Annotated in this window: 12 protein-coding genes; all 12 read left to right on the top strand. The window is 68.4% G+C overall.

Annotated elements, in window-relative coordinates; genetic code table 11:
• Positions 1 to 19 precede the first annotated feature (19 nt).
• The gene (locus ASD25_RS03050) at positions 20 to 349 is read left to right on the top strand and encodes a hypothetical protein (RefSeq protein WP_056614955.1); all 330 of its coding nucleotides are present in this window, start codon (positions 20 to 22) and stop codon (positions 347 to 349) included.
• A 1-nt stretch (position 350) separates the two neighbouring features.
• Positions 351 to 818, top strand: coding sequence for a hypothetical protein (locus ASD25_RS03045; protein WP_055829407.1), 468 nt, complete (start codon positions 351 to 353; stop codon positions 816 to 818).
• Positions 815 to 1,126, top strand: a complete 312-nt coding sequence (locus ASD25_RS03040; protein ID WP_055829408.1) for a hypothetical protein — start codon at positions 815 to 817, stop codon at positions 1,124 to 1,126. Before ASD25_RS03045 ends, ASD25_RS03040 begins: the two co-directional genes overlap by 4 nt.
• 379 nt (positions 1,127 to 1,505) lie before the next feature.
• Complete coding sequence (locus ASD25_RS03035) at positions 1,506 to 2,870, top strand: DUF6880 family protein (RefSeq protein WP_200943521.1); 1,365 nt, start codon at positions 1,506 to 1,508, stop codon at positions 2,868 to 2,870.
• A 97-nt stretch (positions 2,871 to 2,967) separates the two neighbouring features.
• Positions 2,968 to 5,811 carry a pitrilysin family protein gene (locus ASD25_RS03030; protein ID WP_055829411.1) on the top strand — a complete coding sequence of 948 codons (2,844 nt, stop codon included), beginning with the start codon at positions 2,968 to 2,970 and terminating at the stop codon, positions 5,809 to 5,811.
• A 249-nt stretch (positions 5,812 to 6,060) separates the two neighbouring features.
• Positions 6,061 to 6,474, top strand: coding sequence for a response regulator transcription factor (locus ASD25_RS03025; protein ID WP_055829414.1), 414 nt, complete (start codon positions 6,061 to 6,063; stop codon positions 6,472 to 6,474).
• Positions 6,455 to 7,519: a YaiO family outer membrane beta-barrel protein gene (locus tag ASD25_RS03020; RefSeq protein WP_055829418.1), complete on the top strand. Its 1,065-nt coding sequence runs from the start codon at positions 6,455 to 6,457 to the stop codon at positions 7,517 to 7,519. Before ASD25_RS03025 ends, ASD25_RS03020 begins: the two co-directional genes overlap by 20 nt.
• Positions 7,519 to 8,580: a HEAT repeat domain-containing protein gene (locus ASD25_RS03015; protein ID WP_055829421.1), complete on the top strand. Its 1,062-nt coding sequence runs from the start codon at positions 7,519 to 7,521 to the stop codon at positions 8,578 to 8,580. The genes ASD25_RS03020 and ASD25_RS03015 overlap by 1 nt, the downstream gene beginning before the upstream one ends.
• Positions 8,577 to 10,025: a glycosyltransferase family 2 protein gene (locus ASD25_RS03010; RefSeq protein ID WP_055829425.1), complete on the top strand. Its 1,449-nt coding sequence runs from the start codon at positions 8,577 to 8,579 to the stop codon at positions 10,023 to 10,025. The genes ASD25_RS03015 and ASD25_RS03010 overlap by 4 nt, the downstream gene beginning before the upstream one ends.
• Positions 10,022 to 12,073 carry an ATP-binding protein gene (locus tag ASD25_RS03005; protein ID WP_055829428.1) on the top strand — a complete coding sequence of 684 codons (2,052 nt, stop codon included), beginning with the start codon at positions 10,022 to 10,024 and terminating at the stop codon, positions 12,071 to 12,073. The genes ASD25_RS03010 and ASD25_RS03005 overlap by 4 nt, the downstream gene beginning before the upstream one ends.
• Positions 12,067 to 12,444, top strand: a complete 378-nt coding sequence (locus ASD25_RS03000; RefSeq protein WP_055829431.1) for a response regulator — start codon at positions 12,067 to 12,069, stop codon at positions 12,442 to 12,444. Before ASD25_RS03005 ends, ASD25_RS03000 begins: the two co-directional genes overlap by 7 nt.
• The gene (locus tag ASD25_RS02995; protein ID WP_055829435.1) at positions 12,441 to 12,752 is read left to right on the top strand and encodes an Hpt domain-containing protein; all 312 of its coding nucleotides are present in this window, start codon (positions 12,441 to 12,443) and stop codon (positions 12,750 to 12,752) included. Before ASD25_RS03000 ends, ASD25_RS02995 begins: the two co-directional genes overlap by 4 nt.
• Positions 12,753 to 12,784: the final 32 nt, after the last annotated feature.

Below are 12,784 nucleotides of genomic sequence, written 5' to 3'. Positions count from 1 at the left end.
CCAGCCACGGAGCGCGGACGTGAAGAGAGCACAGGTAGGGGTGAGGATCGCCCGGCAAATCCACACGACGGAGCACGCCGTCGACAGAGCCATGGTGGCCGCAAGCGAGTTGTTGCAGACGATGCTCGACGGTCGGCGGGACGCGGCGGTGGGAGCCGACGTCGGTCATGCCGAGATCAGCGACGTGGTGGCAAGTCTGGCGCAACTGAACGGGGCGCGAGGCCTGGTGGTCCGCAGTCACGGCGGGCTCGCCCAGATGGCCGAGACACTCGGCGTGTCGTGGCGCATGGAGGGGCCGGGGGAGGACAAGAATCCGCTGGCGCCCATGACGATCGCCGCAAACGGCTGACATGCTGGGTGACGGGTACAGCCTGGCTCAACATGCGATCTGGCTTCTGAGCTATTTGACGATCGGTCTCCTGTTTGTGGCCGGACGGCTCGCCGAACGGATTGCAGGAGCCGCCTTCCTCGTGGCGATGGTCGGAACGACGTTCGTGGACCATCTGCATATCGGCGAAGTTCGTTACGGGGTGGCGATTCTGGGTGTGGCCCTGTTTGTGACGCTCATCGTGCTGGCGTTGCGGACGGACCGCTGGTGGCTGATCGCCGCAGCCGGAGTGCAGTTGCTGTCGATCGGCCTTTGGACAGCAACAATATTCGGCGACCTGCAAATCTGGGGCGCGGTCACGGTTCGCATCGTGATCTGGGTGCAGCTGATGCTGCTCGCCCTGTTCGGGGTGTGGGAGGCCCGCGCGGCTCCTTATGCCCAACCTTCATCACCAGCCGGACCCGGGGTCTGGCCAGGAGCACTATCATGACGACCAAGCGCGCCTTTGGACAGGCGATCGCGCTGTGGGAAGCCACGCGCCAGACAGCCAGCGACGATGATTTCGCTACACTGGAAAACGCCGAGCGCGTGATCCTCGCCCATAGACCCGGTTCACTCGCCGAGGCGGCCAGCATGCTGGAGGTGGTGATGGAGCAGCGTGGCGACGGTCGCAGCGATGGTCTCGATCTGCGCGCGCTCGAGCGGGTCGTCTCACTGCTCCGCAATGGTGCGGCCGGGAATGGGCGTCTTGCGCAGACGACCGGCACGGTGCTGGGATTTGGAGCGGGCCGGGCCTGAAGCGATCCGGGGTGGGTGGCGGGGTCCGCCCACTGCGGACGGTCAGCGGGTCGCCTGTTCACCGACCCTTGATTTGCCTCTGCCGCGATACGGATGGACCGTAGGCGCGGAGGCGGCAGGATGCGTGGCTCGGGCGCCAGTTTGACGAGGATCGAGCGTGAGCTGGAGATCCTGCGTATCGCCGAAGCCTTGGCGCAGCGTGGCTTCCATGTGTTCGGTTCAACTCCGGCCGGCGCCCGGACCGATCCGCCGGTCACGACGCCCGCGGATACGCATCCGCCCGGGGCCATAAAGCGAAACGCAGGCTAGCCGCCTGGCGCATTTCGCCGCAACGGCAGCGCTTGCACCGGCCGCGCTTTCGGGCCTCTTGGCTGCACGCATGGCCAGACGCCCCTCCACAGCAAGGAAGACCCTGTCCGAGGCCAATCTGGCCGCCCTCGGTGGGGATCGTCTCGCCGCCCTGCTGATCGAGGTTGCGAACGGGGACCTGAAACGGCGGCTGCGAATGGAGCTGGCCGCGGAGGTCGGAGCGCCCGACCTGGCGCTGGAACTGGACAAGCGGCTGACCACCCTGGCCGCCAGCCGGGCCCGCGTGTCCTGGCGCAAGCGGCCGGAACTGATCGCGGACCTCCAGATGCTGCGGCGGATGATCGTCGGGCGGCTCGCCCCCATGGATGCGAAGCTGGCGTTCGACCGTCTGGCGGCCTGGTTTGACCTCTATCCATCGCTGACCGCACGGGTGAAGGACCCCAAGGGCGAACTCACCCTCGTCTTTGACGGCGCGACGGCGGATCTGGCGTCGCTGGCTTCGGCGGTCGGCCCGGATGTCGCCGCGCCCGTGTTGACGGAGGCCCTGTCCGCAAGGCTGTCGGAATGGGCTTCGTGGGTCGGGCGCGGCGCAGCCGCCCTGAGCCCGGCTGTGGCCAAGAGGCTGTTGGCCGACCTGACGCGCGGACGGCCGCGCCCGACGGGCCGGCTTGCCTTGGTCGTGCGCAAATTGGCGGATCGGGCGGGCGACATCGACGCCTGGGTCCTGGCCATCCCGGATGATGACCGACGAAAGCCCGATGTCGCCGCAGGGATCGCCAGACGTCTTGCCGAGGCCGGCCGCGCGGAAGAGGCGCGCGCGGCGCTCGAAGCGTCGCGGACGGAAAGTCCGCCGGCCAGCCGATGGGGCCGGGCCAGGGCCGTGGAGCCGGCGCCCCTGCCGGAAAGCTGGCACGCGGCCGAGATCGCGGTCCTGGAAGCGGAGGGAAAGACCGCCCGGGCGGAGGAAGCCCGGTGGACGCTGTTCGGGCGGACCCTTTCGGACGACACGCTGAGGACCCTGCTGGCGGGGCTGCCGGACTTCGAGGACGTCATCGCGCTGGACCGGGCCTTCGCCCTCGCCGGCGCCCACGTCGACCCGATGAAGGGGCTGGCGTTCCTCATGACCTGGCCCGCGCATCGCGAGGCGGCCGCTATGATCCTGGCCCGGCGCGAGGAGATCCGGGGATCGTTCGACGATCTGCCCCTGTGGGCCGCGCGGCTCGCCGGCCGCTATCCGGACGCCGCCCTGCTGCTTGTCCGTGCGCGGGCCGAGGCTCTCGTTCGCCTTGGCGACGGCATGACAGACGAGGTGGAGGGCCTGATCGGCGAGGCGGAAACCCATGCGGTGGCTGCGGGCGAGGATTCTGAAATCCACGCCGCCTTTATCAAAGGGCTCCGGTCGCTCGCAGCGACGAAGCGTCCCGGCTGGCGGTGAAACGAGGGGGTGGAAGCCATCATCCGCGTTTGACGAAGGCCGCAGGGCCATGCCCTATGCCGCTCCCGTCCTCGGCCTCAATCATCGAAAGTCGTCCATGCGCGCTCGTCTTGTCTCCCTTGCGGCCCTTCTCGCGGTCGTCGCACCGCCGCTGACCCTCGCCGGGGTCGCCGCCGCCCAGACTCCCGTGACCGCCGAAGGCGCCCAGGCGCCTGAATTGCCGGCGGCGCCGGTCGCGGACCTGGTGTCCCGGGTCAACATCCCCTGGTCGCGCTTCACCCTGGACAACGGCCTGACCGTCATCGTCCACACCGACCGCAAGGCCCCCGTCGTCGCGGTGTCCATCTGGTACAATGTCGGATCCAAGGACGAGCCGGCCGGTTCGACCGGCTTCGCCCACCTGTTCGAACATCTGATGTTCGGCGGGTCTGAGAATTCGCCGAACAGCCACCTGCAGGCGATGCGCGGCGCCGGCGCCACCAGCCTGAACGGCACGACCTGGTTCGACCGGACCAACTATTTCGAGACCGTCCCCACGCCGGCGCTGGAGCAGACGCTGTTCCTGGAAAGCGACCGCATGGGCTATCTGCTCGGCCAGGTCGGCCAGGAGGTGCTCGATCTGCAGCGCGGCGTGGTCCAGAACGAAAAGCGCCAGGGCGACAACCAGCCCTATGGCCTGTTCGAATACGCCCAGCTGGAAGCGCTCTTCCCCGAGGGTCACCCGTACCGGCACTCCACCATCGGTTCGATGGCAGACCTGGACGCCGCCAGCCTCGAAACGGTGCGCGGCTGGTTCCGCGAGAATTACGGTCCCAACAACGCGGTGCTGGTCCTGTCCGGCGACATCGACGAGCCGACGGCTCGCACCCTGGTGGAGAAATATTTCGGCGCCATCCCCCGCGGCCCGGTGAACACGCCGGCCGAGGCCGCCATCCCGACCCTGGCCGCGCCGGTCAGCGCCGTGATGCGCGACCGCGTCGCCAACGTCCGCCTGACCCGCAGCTGGGCCGTGGCCGGCCTGCTGGACGAGGACACCATCCCGCTGTCTGTCGGGGCCTCCGTACTGGGCGGCCTGGCGAGTTCGCGGCTGGACAATGAACTGGTGCGCGGGGACCAGTCGGCGGTGTCGGCCAGCGCCTCCGTGTCGGACTTCCACCGCCTCGGCATCTTCGACATCTCGGTGGACGTGAAGCCGGGACAGGACCCCGCGGCCGTCAACGCCCGGCTCGACGCCATTCTGGCGGACCTGATCGCCAACGGCCCCACGGACGAGGAAGTCGCCCGCGTCGCCACCAGCTATGCCTCGCGTCAGATCCAGAGCCTCGAACAGGTCAACGGCAAGGCCTCGGTTCTCGCCGAGGGCCAGCTCTATGCGGGCGATCCCGACCACTACAAGCATCAGCTCGAAGCCTATGCGTCGGTCACCCCGGCCCAGGTTCAGGCCGCACTGCGGAAGTGGCTGTCACGGCCGGTCTACAGCCTGACCATCGAGCCGGGCGAGCGCGAGGCCTATGCCGAGGCCGCCGCCTCGCCCTCGGGCGCGGCGCCCGTGGCGGCGGCGGCGATTGAACGGATCGCCCGCGATCCGATGCCTGTGATCGGAGCCGTGTCGGACCTGTCCTTCCCCGCCATCGAGCGCACCCGGTTGTCCAATGGCGTCCCGGTCGTCTACGCCCGCAGCGCCACCGTGCCGGTGACGCGCGTGGCCGTCGAGTTCGACGCGGGCTATGCCGCGGACCGCGCCGACCGGCTGGGCGCCCACAGCCTGATGCTGGACCTGATGGATGACGGGACGACGACCCGCAGCTCGACCCAACTGGCCCAGGAAGAGGAACGCCTCGGCGCCTCGATCAATGTCGGCGCCTCGATGGACCGTTCGGCCGCCAACCTGACGGCCGTGACGACCAATCTGCGCCCGTCTCTGGCCCTGCTGGCGGATGTGGTCCGCAACCCGGCCTTCGCCCCGGGCGAGGTGGAGCGCCTGCGTAACCAGCGCCTCTCGTCGATCGCCAGCGAGCGGACCAATCCCAACGCCTTGGCCATCCGCGCCCTGCCGCCGTTGCTCTACGGGGAGGAGAGTCCGTACGGCCGTCCTTTCACCGGCACCGGCGACGAGATAAGCATCGCGGCGCTCGCCCGCGCCGACATCGTCTCGGAACATCAGACATGGGTGCGGCCCGACAACGCCACCATCTTCGTTGTGTCGGACCTGCCTCTGGACCAGGTCACGCCTGAGCTGGAGGCGGCGTTCGGTAACTGGAGCGCTCCCGCTGTCCCGCGCGGCTCAAAGACCTTCGGCCCGGCCGCGACCGCCGGGACCAGCCGCATCGTCCTGATCGACCGGCCGCAATCGCCGCAGTCGCTGATCTACGGCGGCGTCGTTCTCCCGCTGTCGGGCACGGACGACCTGCTGGCGCTGAACACCGCCAACTCCATTCTGGGCACGGACTTCCTGTCGCGCATCAACGCCGACCTGCGCGAAACCAAGGGCTGGTCCTATGGCGTCCGCGGGACCATCAACCAGATGCAGCATCAGGTGCCCTATCTCATCTCGGCGCCGGTCCAGGCCAACCGTACGGGGGAATCCATCACCGCCCTGATGCAGCAGTACAATGCCTTCCTGACGACGGACGGCGTCACCCCGCCCGAGCTGGAACGGACGATCAACGGCAACACCCGGTCCCTGGCCGGTGGGTTCGAAACCTCGGCCCAGCTGCTGGGGGCGCTTCGCAGCAACGCCCTGTACGGCCGTCCGGACGACTATTACGACACCATCGCCAGCCGCACCCGCGCGCTGTCCGCGGCCGATCTCGACGCGGCCGCGCGCGGCGCGATCCGTCCGGAAGGCTTCGTCTGGGTCGTGGTGGGCGACGCCGCCGTCGTGAAACCCCAGCTGGATACGCTGGGCCTGCCGGTCGAGGTCCGGTCCACAACGCAATAAGCTCGCAACCCTCTCGGCCGAACGAGGCGCGCCGTTTCGCGGCGCGCCTTTTTCGTGAGCGGCCGGCCGGTGTCGGCCTGTCGCCCGCGACACGGTTCAATATGAACCAACCGGGGGCGGCGTCGTTTAGACTCACCGATGTCGCCCCATCGTGCGCGACCCCTATAAACTCATGGTCGGTAGCGTTTGATTCACTCCGCGGGGCCACCCTGCTAAGGGGGGGCGTAGCGGTTGGAGTTCCGACGTCCCATGAATGCGAGTCGCGTCCTGATCGCCGACGACGATCCCTTGCTGAGATCATTGCTGGTCCACAAGCTGTCGGCTGACGGCCACCATGTCCTGGTCGCCGAGGACGGCGCGCAGGCCCTCGCGGCGATCCAGGAGCAGAACCCCGACCTGATCGTTCTCGACGCGCTGATGCCGGTCATGGACGGCTTCGAAGTGCTGCGTCGGCTGAAGGGCGGTCACCTGTCCAATGCCCCCGTCATCATGCTCACGGCGCTGAAGCGTGAAAAGGACATCGTCGGGGCCCTGCAACTCGGGGCCGCCGATTATCTGGTGAAGCCCTTTATCCCCGACGAATTGAGCGAACGCGTGCGGCGTCTGTTGCTTGTGGCTTCCTCCCGCGCGCGGGGGGACCGCAATGATCGCGATCGCGCCTGAAACCCCCGCCATCGTACAGGCCGATCCGCAGGCGCTCTATGAGGCGGCCGTGGCGGACCGCCGGGCGGGTCGACCCGCCGACGCGGTCGCGAAACTGGAGGTCGTTCTGGCGGCCCGTCCCGACAATGTCGACGCCCGGCTCAACCTTGGTCTGGCCTTGCTGGCGCTTGGCAGGCTCGACCAGGCCGAGGCGGCGTTCGCCGCGGTCATCGCCCGGTCGCCGGACTATGCGGACGCTCATGCGGGCCTCGCGCGCGTTGCTCAACGGCGCGGCGATCCGGCCACCGCGCGCCGCGAGTCGGCCGAAGCCTCACGGCTTGCTCCCGCTGATGCGGAGGCGGCGGCCCTGGCCCGCTCGCTCGCGACGGAGCCTCGATGGGGGCTGGATATCCACACCTCCCGCAGCGCGTTGTCGGGCGGCCTCCCGGACTGGTCCGAGGCCCGGATCGCTGTGTCGAGATCCCTGGGCGACCGCTGGAACGGCGCACTGGCGGTCGAGGCGACCGAACGGTTCGACCATCACGACACCTATGTCGAGGCCCGTCTGGATCACCGGCTCCGGCGGGGCGGCGTCTACGCCTCCCTGGGCGGCGCGCCGGATGCCGACTATCGGCCGGAGTCGTCTCTCGGCCTCGGCGGAGAGATACGCCTGACGGACCGGTTGTCGGCGACGCTGGACGGCTCGGCGGCCCGCTATGCGGCCGGACGCGTGACCACGCTCCAACCCGGCGCGATCATCGAGGTCGTGCCCGATCGGCTGCAGCTCGCGGCCCGCTGGATCATCGTCCGCGACGAGACCGGCGACGATCGGCAGGGCTATTCGATCCAGTCGCGCTGGCAGATCGTGAACCGGCTCGGCCTGAGGCTGGGCTATGCCGCCGCGCCCGAAAGCTCGGAAGGTTTCACCGTCGACGTGACCGCGTGGAACGTCGGCGCCGATGTCAGCCTGACGGATCGGCTCGTGCTGCGTCTCGGCGCGGTCTCGGAGGATCGTGGCGCCTATGACCGCCAGGAAGGCTCCGTCGGGCTCGGCCTGCGGTTCTGATGAGCGGCCTGCTGCTCCTGTGGTGGACGTCGATCACCCTTGCCGCAGGGGCGCTCGCCTGGATATCCGCCCTGGTCATTGGCCGGCTGTTCCGGGAGCAAAGGGACGCCCGGCGGGGCCGCGACCGGGATCGAGCCTGCGACGCCTTTCTCGACGTGATGAATGGCTCGGGAGACGCCCTGGGGCGGTTGCGCGGCATCGATCATCGTGCGCGGCTGATGGGGGAGGTCCTTCTCGAACTGCTGGCCATGGTGCGGGGCGTCGAGCGGGACCGGCTGATAACCGCCCTGCGCTCGATCAATATGGACGATCGATGGCGCCGGCGCCTGTTCAGGGGCCGGCTCGCGGGCCGTATGGTGGCTGCGGAAGCCCTGTCGATATTCCCGGGCCCGGAAACGGTGAACGCCCTCCGCGAGGCCCTCGATCAGGCGCGCAACGGGAATTTGCGGGTGGCGCTCATGCGGTCGCTGATTGAACTCGACGCCGCGCCGCCGCTCGCGCAGGTGCTGCGGGACATCCATCGCAGTCGTGGCTCGGAGTCCCTGCTGTACCTTCCCCTGATGGGCCGGCTCGTGAACGGCGACACGAGGGCGGCCCTGCGCGCCTTCGGCGATCCGGAAACTCCGGCGCGGGCGCGCGTCATCCTCGCCGAGGCGCTCGGCGCCAGCGGGGACTTTCGCGCCCTGAAGCCGCTTTGCATCGCGACCCGCGCGCCCGATATCGAACTGAGAATCGCCTCCGTGCGGGGGCTCGCCGCCATGGGCCACCCGGTCGCCGAGGCGCATATTCTCGCGGCCCTCGAGGACCCCGTCTGGATGGTTCGGTCGGCCGCCTGCGAGGCAGCGGGCCGGATAGGTCTGCAGGCGGCCGTGCCTCTGCTCATCGCCCAACTGTCCGATCCCGTCTGGTGGGTCCGCTTCCGCGCCGGGGGAGCCTTGTCAGTCCTCGGCCCGATCGGCGTGCAAGGCCTGCAGGCGGCGGCTGCGGGGCAGGGCGATCTTCCTCGCCGGGCCGCGTCCCTGGCGCTTGCGGAACGCGGTCTTGCGAAGGAAGCCGCATGAGCGACCCGGTCATCCATGGACTGACGGTCTTCGCGCAGTCGATTGCAGCCTTTGTCGTCGTGACCGGCCTGCTTCAGAACCTCGTCTATCTCGTTCAGCTGGCCCTGGCGGCGGCGGCGCTGATCCAGACTCCGCCGACGCCCTCCGGCGGGCTGCTGTGGCGACGCTATGCGGACGCCTCTCCGCCGATCGCCCTGCTGGCCCCCGCCTACAACGAGGCCATGACCATCGCCGAAAGCGTCCATTCGCTGCTGTCGCTGCATTATCCGAGTTTCGAGGTGATCGTCATCAATGACGGATCCAGCGACGGCACCCTACAGGTCCTGATCGACAGCTTCGGTCTGCGGCCCATCGAACGGCACTATGACCTGTCGATCGACCACAAGCCGGTCCGCGGCGTCTACGGCGGGGAACACCAGCCACGGCTGATCATCGTGGACAAGGAAAACGGCGGAAAGGCCGATGCCCTGAACGCGGGCATCAACGTCTCACGCGCGCCGATCTTCTGCTCGATGGACGCCGACTCGCTGCTGGAGCCGGACGCGCTGCTGCGGGCGGTCAGGCCCTTCGTCGAGGACCCCGAACGGACGGTGGCCGTTGGCGGCACCGTCCGTATCGCCAACGGCTGCCGCATCGAGCACGGCCGCGTGCTGGAGATCCGGCCCCCGCGAAACCTCCTGGCCCAGCTGCAGACCGTGGAATATCTGCGCGCCTTCCTGATGGCCCGCCTGGCCTGGAGCCGGATCAACACCCTGACCATCATTTCGGGCGCCTTCGGCCTGTTCCGCCGCAACCGCGTGATCGAGGCCGGCGGCTACACGCGCGGCACGGTCGGCGAGGACATGGAGCTGGTGGTCAAACTTCACCGGCTGATGCGTGACAAGGGCCTGCCCTATCGGGTCGCCTTCGTGCCCGAGCCCGTATGCTGGACCGAGGCGCCCGAGACGCTCCGGGTCCTCGGTCGCCAGCGCGCCCGCTGGCACCGGGGCTCGCTCGAGACTTTCGAGCGCCATTGGGACATGATCTTCCGGCGGAAGTACGGGCGGGTGGGAGTCGTCGGTTTCGGCTACATCTTCCTCGTCGATGTCCTGGGTCCCATCGTGGAATTGCTGGGATATTTCCTGATCCCGCTGTTCTGGCTGACCGGCCTGCTTTCGAGCGAATATCTGCTGGCCTTTATCGCCGTCACCTTCATCTTTGGCGTGGTCATCTCGGTCGGGTCGCTGGCGCTGGAGGAATCCAGCCTGCGTCGCTTCCCGCGGGCCCGCGATCTGATGCAACTGACCCTGGTCGCGATCCTTGAAAACTTCGGCTACCGGCAGCTCAACAATTTCTGGCGACTGCGCGGAGTGTGGCAGTACCTCCGGCGCAGCCAGTCCTGGGGTGCCATGACCCGGAAGGGCTTCGGCGCGCCTGCGGCGAGGCAGGGAGCGAGCGTCCCGTGAGCGAGGATCCCGTGCCATCGATCGCCGAAACCGTCCTGCCCGAAAACGAACAGGCGCGTCTTGAGGCCCTCCGCGCGTTGAGGGTGCTCGATACGCCGCCCGAACCACGGTTCGACCGGCTCACCCGCCTGGCCGCGACCCTGTTCAACGCGCCGACGGCGCTGATTTCGCTGATCGACGCCGAGCGGCAATGGTTCAAGTCGCGGCACGGGTTCAATGCCTGCGAGACTCCACGCGGCGACGCCTTCTGCAGCAGCGCCCTCCTGTTGCCCGGCGGCAGCGTGATGGTCGTCGAGGATGCGACGAAAGACCCGCTCTTCGCCCGCAATCCGCACGTTACCGGGACTGATCATGTGCGGTTCTACGCCGGCGCCCTGCTGACCACCGCGTCCGGCCACAACCTGGGCACGCTCTGCATCGTGGATACCGAACCGCGGCGATTCTCGGAGGCGGAGCGCGCCTTGCTGCGCGAACTGGGCGACCTGATCACCGAACAACTCGAGTTGAGCACCGAGCGGCTGGAGGCCGAGGAGAAGCGGCGGCTGCTCGAACTGGCCGAGACGGTCTCCCATGTCGGTCACTGGCGCCGGACGGCGGCGGGCGAGACGACCTGGTCGGCGGAAGTCTACCGGATCTTCGGCCTGCCTCCCCGGAAGCCCGGCACGCCGGTCGCCATGGACGTCGTCCGTTCCGCCTACGGCGCCGACCAGAGGGCGCGGCTGGATGACTTCCTGGATCGGGCGATGGACCAGGACGCGACCGGCGAGTTCCAGACGTCCATCACCCGGCCGGACGGCAAGCTGCGCCAAGTGGTGGTCAGCGCGCGACGCCAGTTGGACGAGGGAGGGCGGGTCGAGGCCCTGTTCGGCGTGGTGCAGGACGTGACCGACCGCCACAGGGCGCAGGAACGGGTCCGCCGCAGCGAGGCGCAATTCCGTCTGCTGGCGGACCATATGGGCGATGTCGTCACCCGATTGCAGCTGGACGGGTCGAGCCGCTACATCTCGCCCGCCATCCGGGGGTTGTTGGGCTACACCCCCGAGGAGATGGAGGGGCGGTCCGCCCAGGCTTTCCTGCATCCCGACGACCGGTCCGGGCTGCTCAATGCGTTCGCCCGGATTGCCGGCGGCGAGCGCCGGTCCATTCTCCAGCTTCGCGCCCTGCACCGCGACGGTCACGTGGTCTGGGTGGAAACCACCTTCCAGGCGGTGCTCGACAGCGAGGGCCGGCCGGCCGAGGTGATCGCCGTGATCCGCGACGTATCCGAGCGTCACACGCTCGAGGAAGAGCTTCGCGACGCGCGTGACAAGGCCGAGGCGGCGTCGGAGGCCAAGACCCGCTTCCTGGCCAATATCAGCCACGAGGTCCGGACCCCCCTGACCAGCATCATCGGCTTCTCGAAACTGCTCCAGGCGCGTGAGGGTCTGGGCGCGGTCGAGCGGCAGTGCGCCGACCGGATCAGCGTATCGGGAGAGGCCCTGCTCAACGTCATCAACGACGTGCTGGACTATTCCAAGCTTGAGGCCGGAGCCATGGTGCTCGCAGCCCAGCCGTTCGAGATACGCGCCCTCATCCGCGAGACCGCCGAGATCGTACTCGGTCAGATCGAGGACAAGGGACTCTCGTACGCCGAGGACGTGGGCGAGGATGTGCCCGCCGTCCTCGTCGGCGACTCCGTCCGGTTACGGCAGGTCCTGCTGAACCTGATGAGCAACGCCATCAAATTCACGGAACACGGCGGGGTGAGCGTCTCCGTGCGATCGAACACCGGACCGAACGGTCGACCCAGGGTCCGGGTGGCTGTGACCGATACCGGAATCGGGATCGCGCCGGAGGTGGCGGCCACGCTCTTTGAACGGTTCGTCCAGGCTGACGAATCGACCACGCGCCGGTTCGGCGGGACCGGTCTGGGTCTCGCCATATCGCGCCAGCTGGTCGAGATGATGGGCGGTGCGATCGGCGTCCACAGCAGGCCCGGACAAGGGTCGGAGTTCTGGTTCGAATTCCCCCTGCAGCCCGATCCGGCGGAAGGAGCCACGCCATGCTGATCCTCCACGTCGATGACGACGAGGGCATCCGCGCCCTCACCGAACTGGCCTTCTCCCTTGGCGGCCACGGAACCGTGCGCTCGGCCGCCTCTGGAGCCGAGGCGATCTCGGTTCTGGAGTCCGGGACAAGGCCGGACGTGATCCTGCTGGATGTCATGATGCCAGAACTCGACGGGCCCGGCGTCCTGGCGCAGATCCGGACGCTGGCCGATCACGGTGAGACGCCCGTGATCTTCATGACCGCGCAAACCCAGGACCACGAACTGAACCGCCTCGTCGCCCTCGGCAGCATCGGCGTCATCATCAAGCCATTCGACCCCTTGACGCTGGCGGAGCGCGTCAGGGGGATGTTGGGGGACAGTCCCCCGTGACGGACCCCATCGCCACGCTAAGGTCGCTCTTCGTGGAGCGTTGCCGGGATGACGTTCGCGACATCCGGCGCCTTCGCGAGCGGTCCGATATGGACGGGTTGTGCGCGATCGTGCACCGCCTCGCCGGCGCGGCGGGCTCATTCGGATTTCCGGACATCAGCCGGGCCGCGCTCATCGTGGATCAACACATCCGGTACGACCACGAAATCCCGGAGGCGGATATGGAGCGGTTGCTGGCGCTCCTGGTCGAGCTCTCGACCGCAACCGCGTCGCCTCCCGTCAAGGGGCCTTCGACCGGCATCGGGTAGGCGTGGCGGTGGGCGCAGTCATCCGCGAACTT

This window comes from Brevundimonas sp. Root1423, assembly GCF_001426805.1.
Note: the sequence above shows the minus strand (reverse complement) of the source record. Positions and strands in the feature narration are given on the sequence as shown.

Coding starts and splice junctions, on each gene's coding strand:
- ASD25_RS03045 (WP_055829407.1), top strand. CDS start 351: ATGCTGGGTGACGGGTACAGCCTGGCTCAACATGCGATCTGGCTTCTG.
- ASD25_RS03040 (WP_055829408.1), top strand. CDS start 815: ATGACGACCAAGCGCGCCTTTGGACAGGCGATCGCGCTGTGGGAAGCC.
- ASD25_RS03035 (WP_200943521.1), top strand. CDS start 1,506: ATGGCCAGACGCCCCTCCACAGCAAGGAAGACCCTGTCCGAGGCCAAT.
- ASD25_RS03030 (WP_055829411.1), top strand. CDS start 2,968: ATGCGCGCTCGTCTTGTCTCCCTTGCGGCCCTTCTCGCGGTCGTCGCA.
- ASD25_RS03025 (WP_055829414.1), top strand. CDS start 6,061: ATGAATGCGAGTCGCGTCCTGATCGCCGACGACGATCCCTTGCTGAGA.
- ASD25_RS03020 (WP_055829418.1), top strand. CDS start 6,455: ATGATCGCGATCGCGCCTGAAACCCCCGCCATCGTACAGGCCGATCCG.
- ASD25_RS03015 (WP_055829421.1), top strand. CDS start 7,519: ATGAGCGGCCTGCTGCTCCTGTGGTGGACGTCGATCACCCTTGCCGCA.
- ASD25_RS03010 (WP_055829425.1), top strand. CDS start 8,577: ATGAGCGACCCGGTCATCCATGGACTGACGGTCTTCGCGCAGTCGATT.
- ASD25_RS03000 (WP_055829431.1), top strand. CDS start 12,067: ATGCTGATCCTCCACGTCGATGACGACGAGGGCATCCGCGCCCTCACC.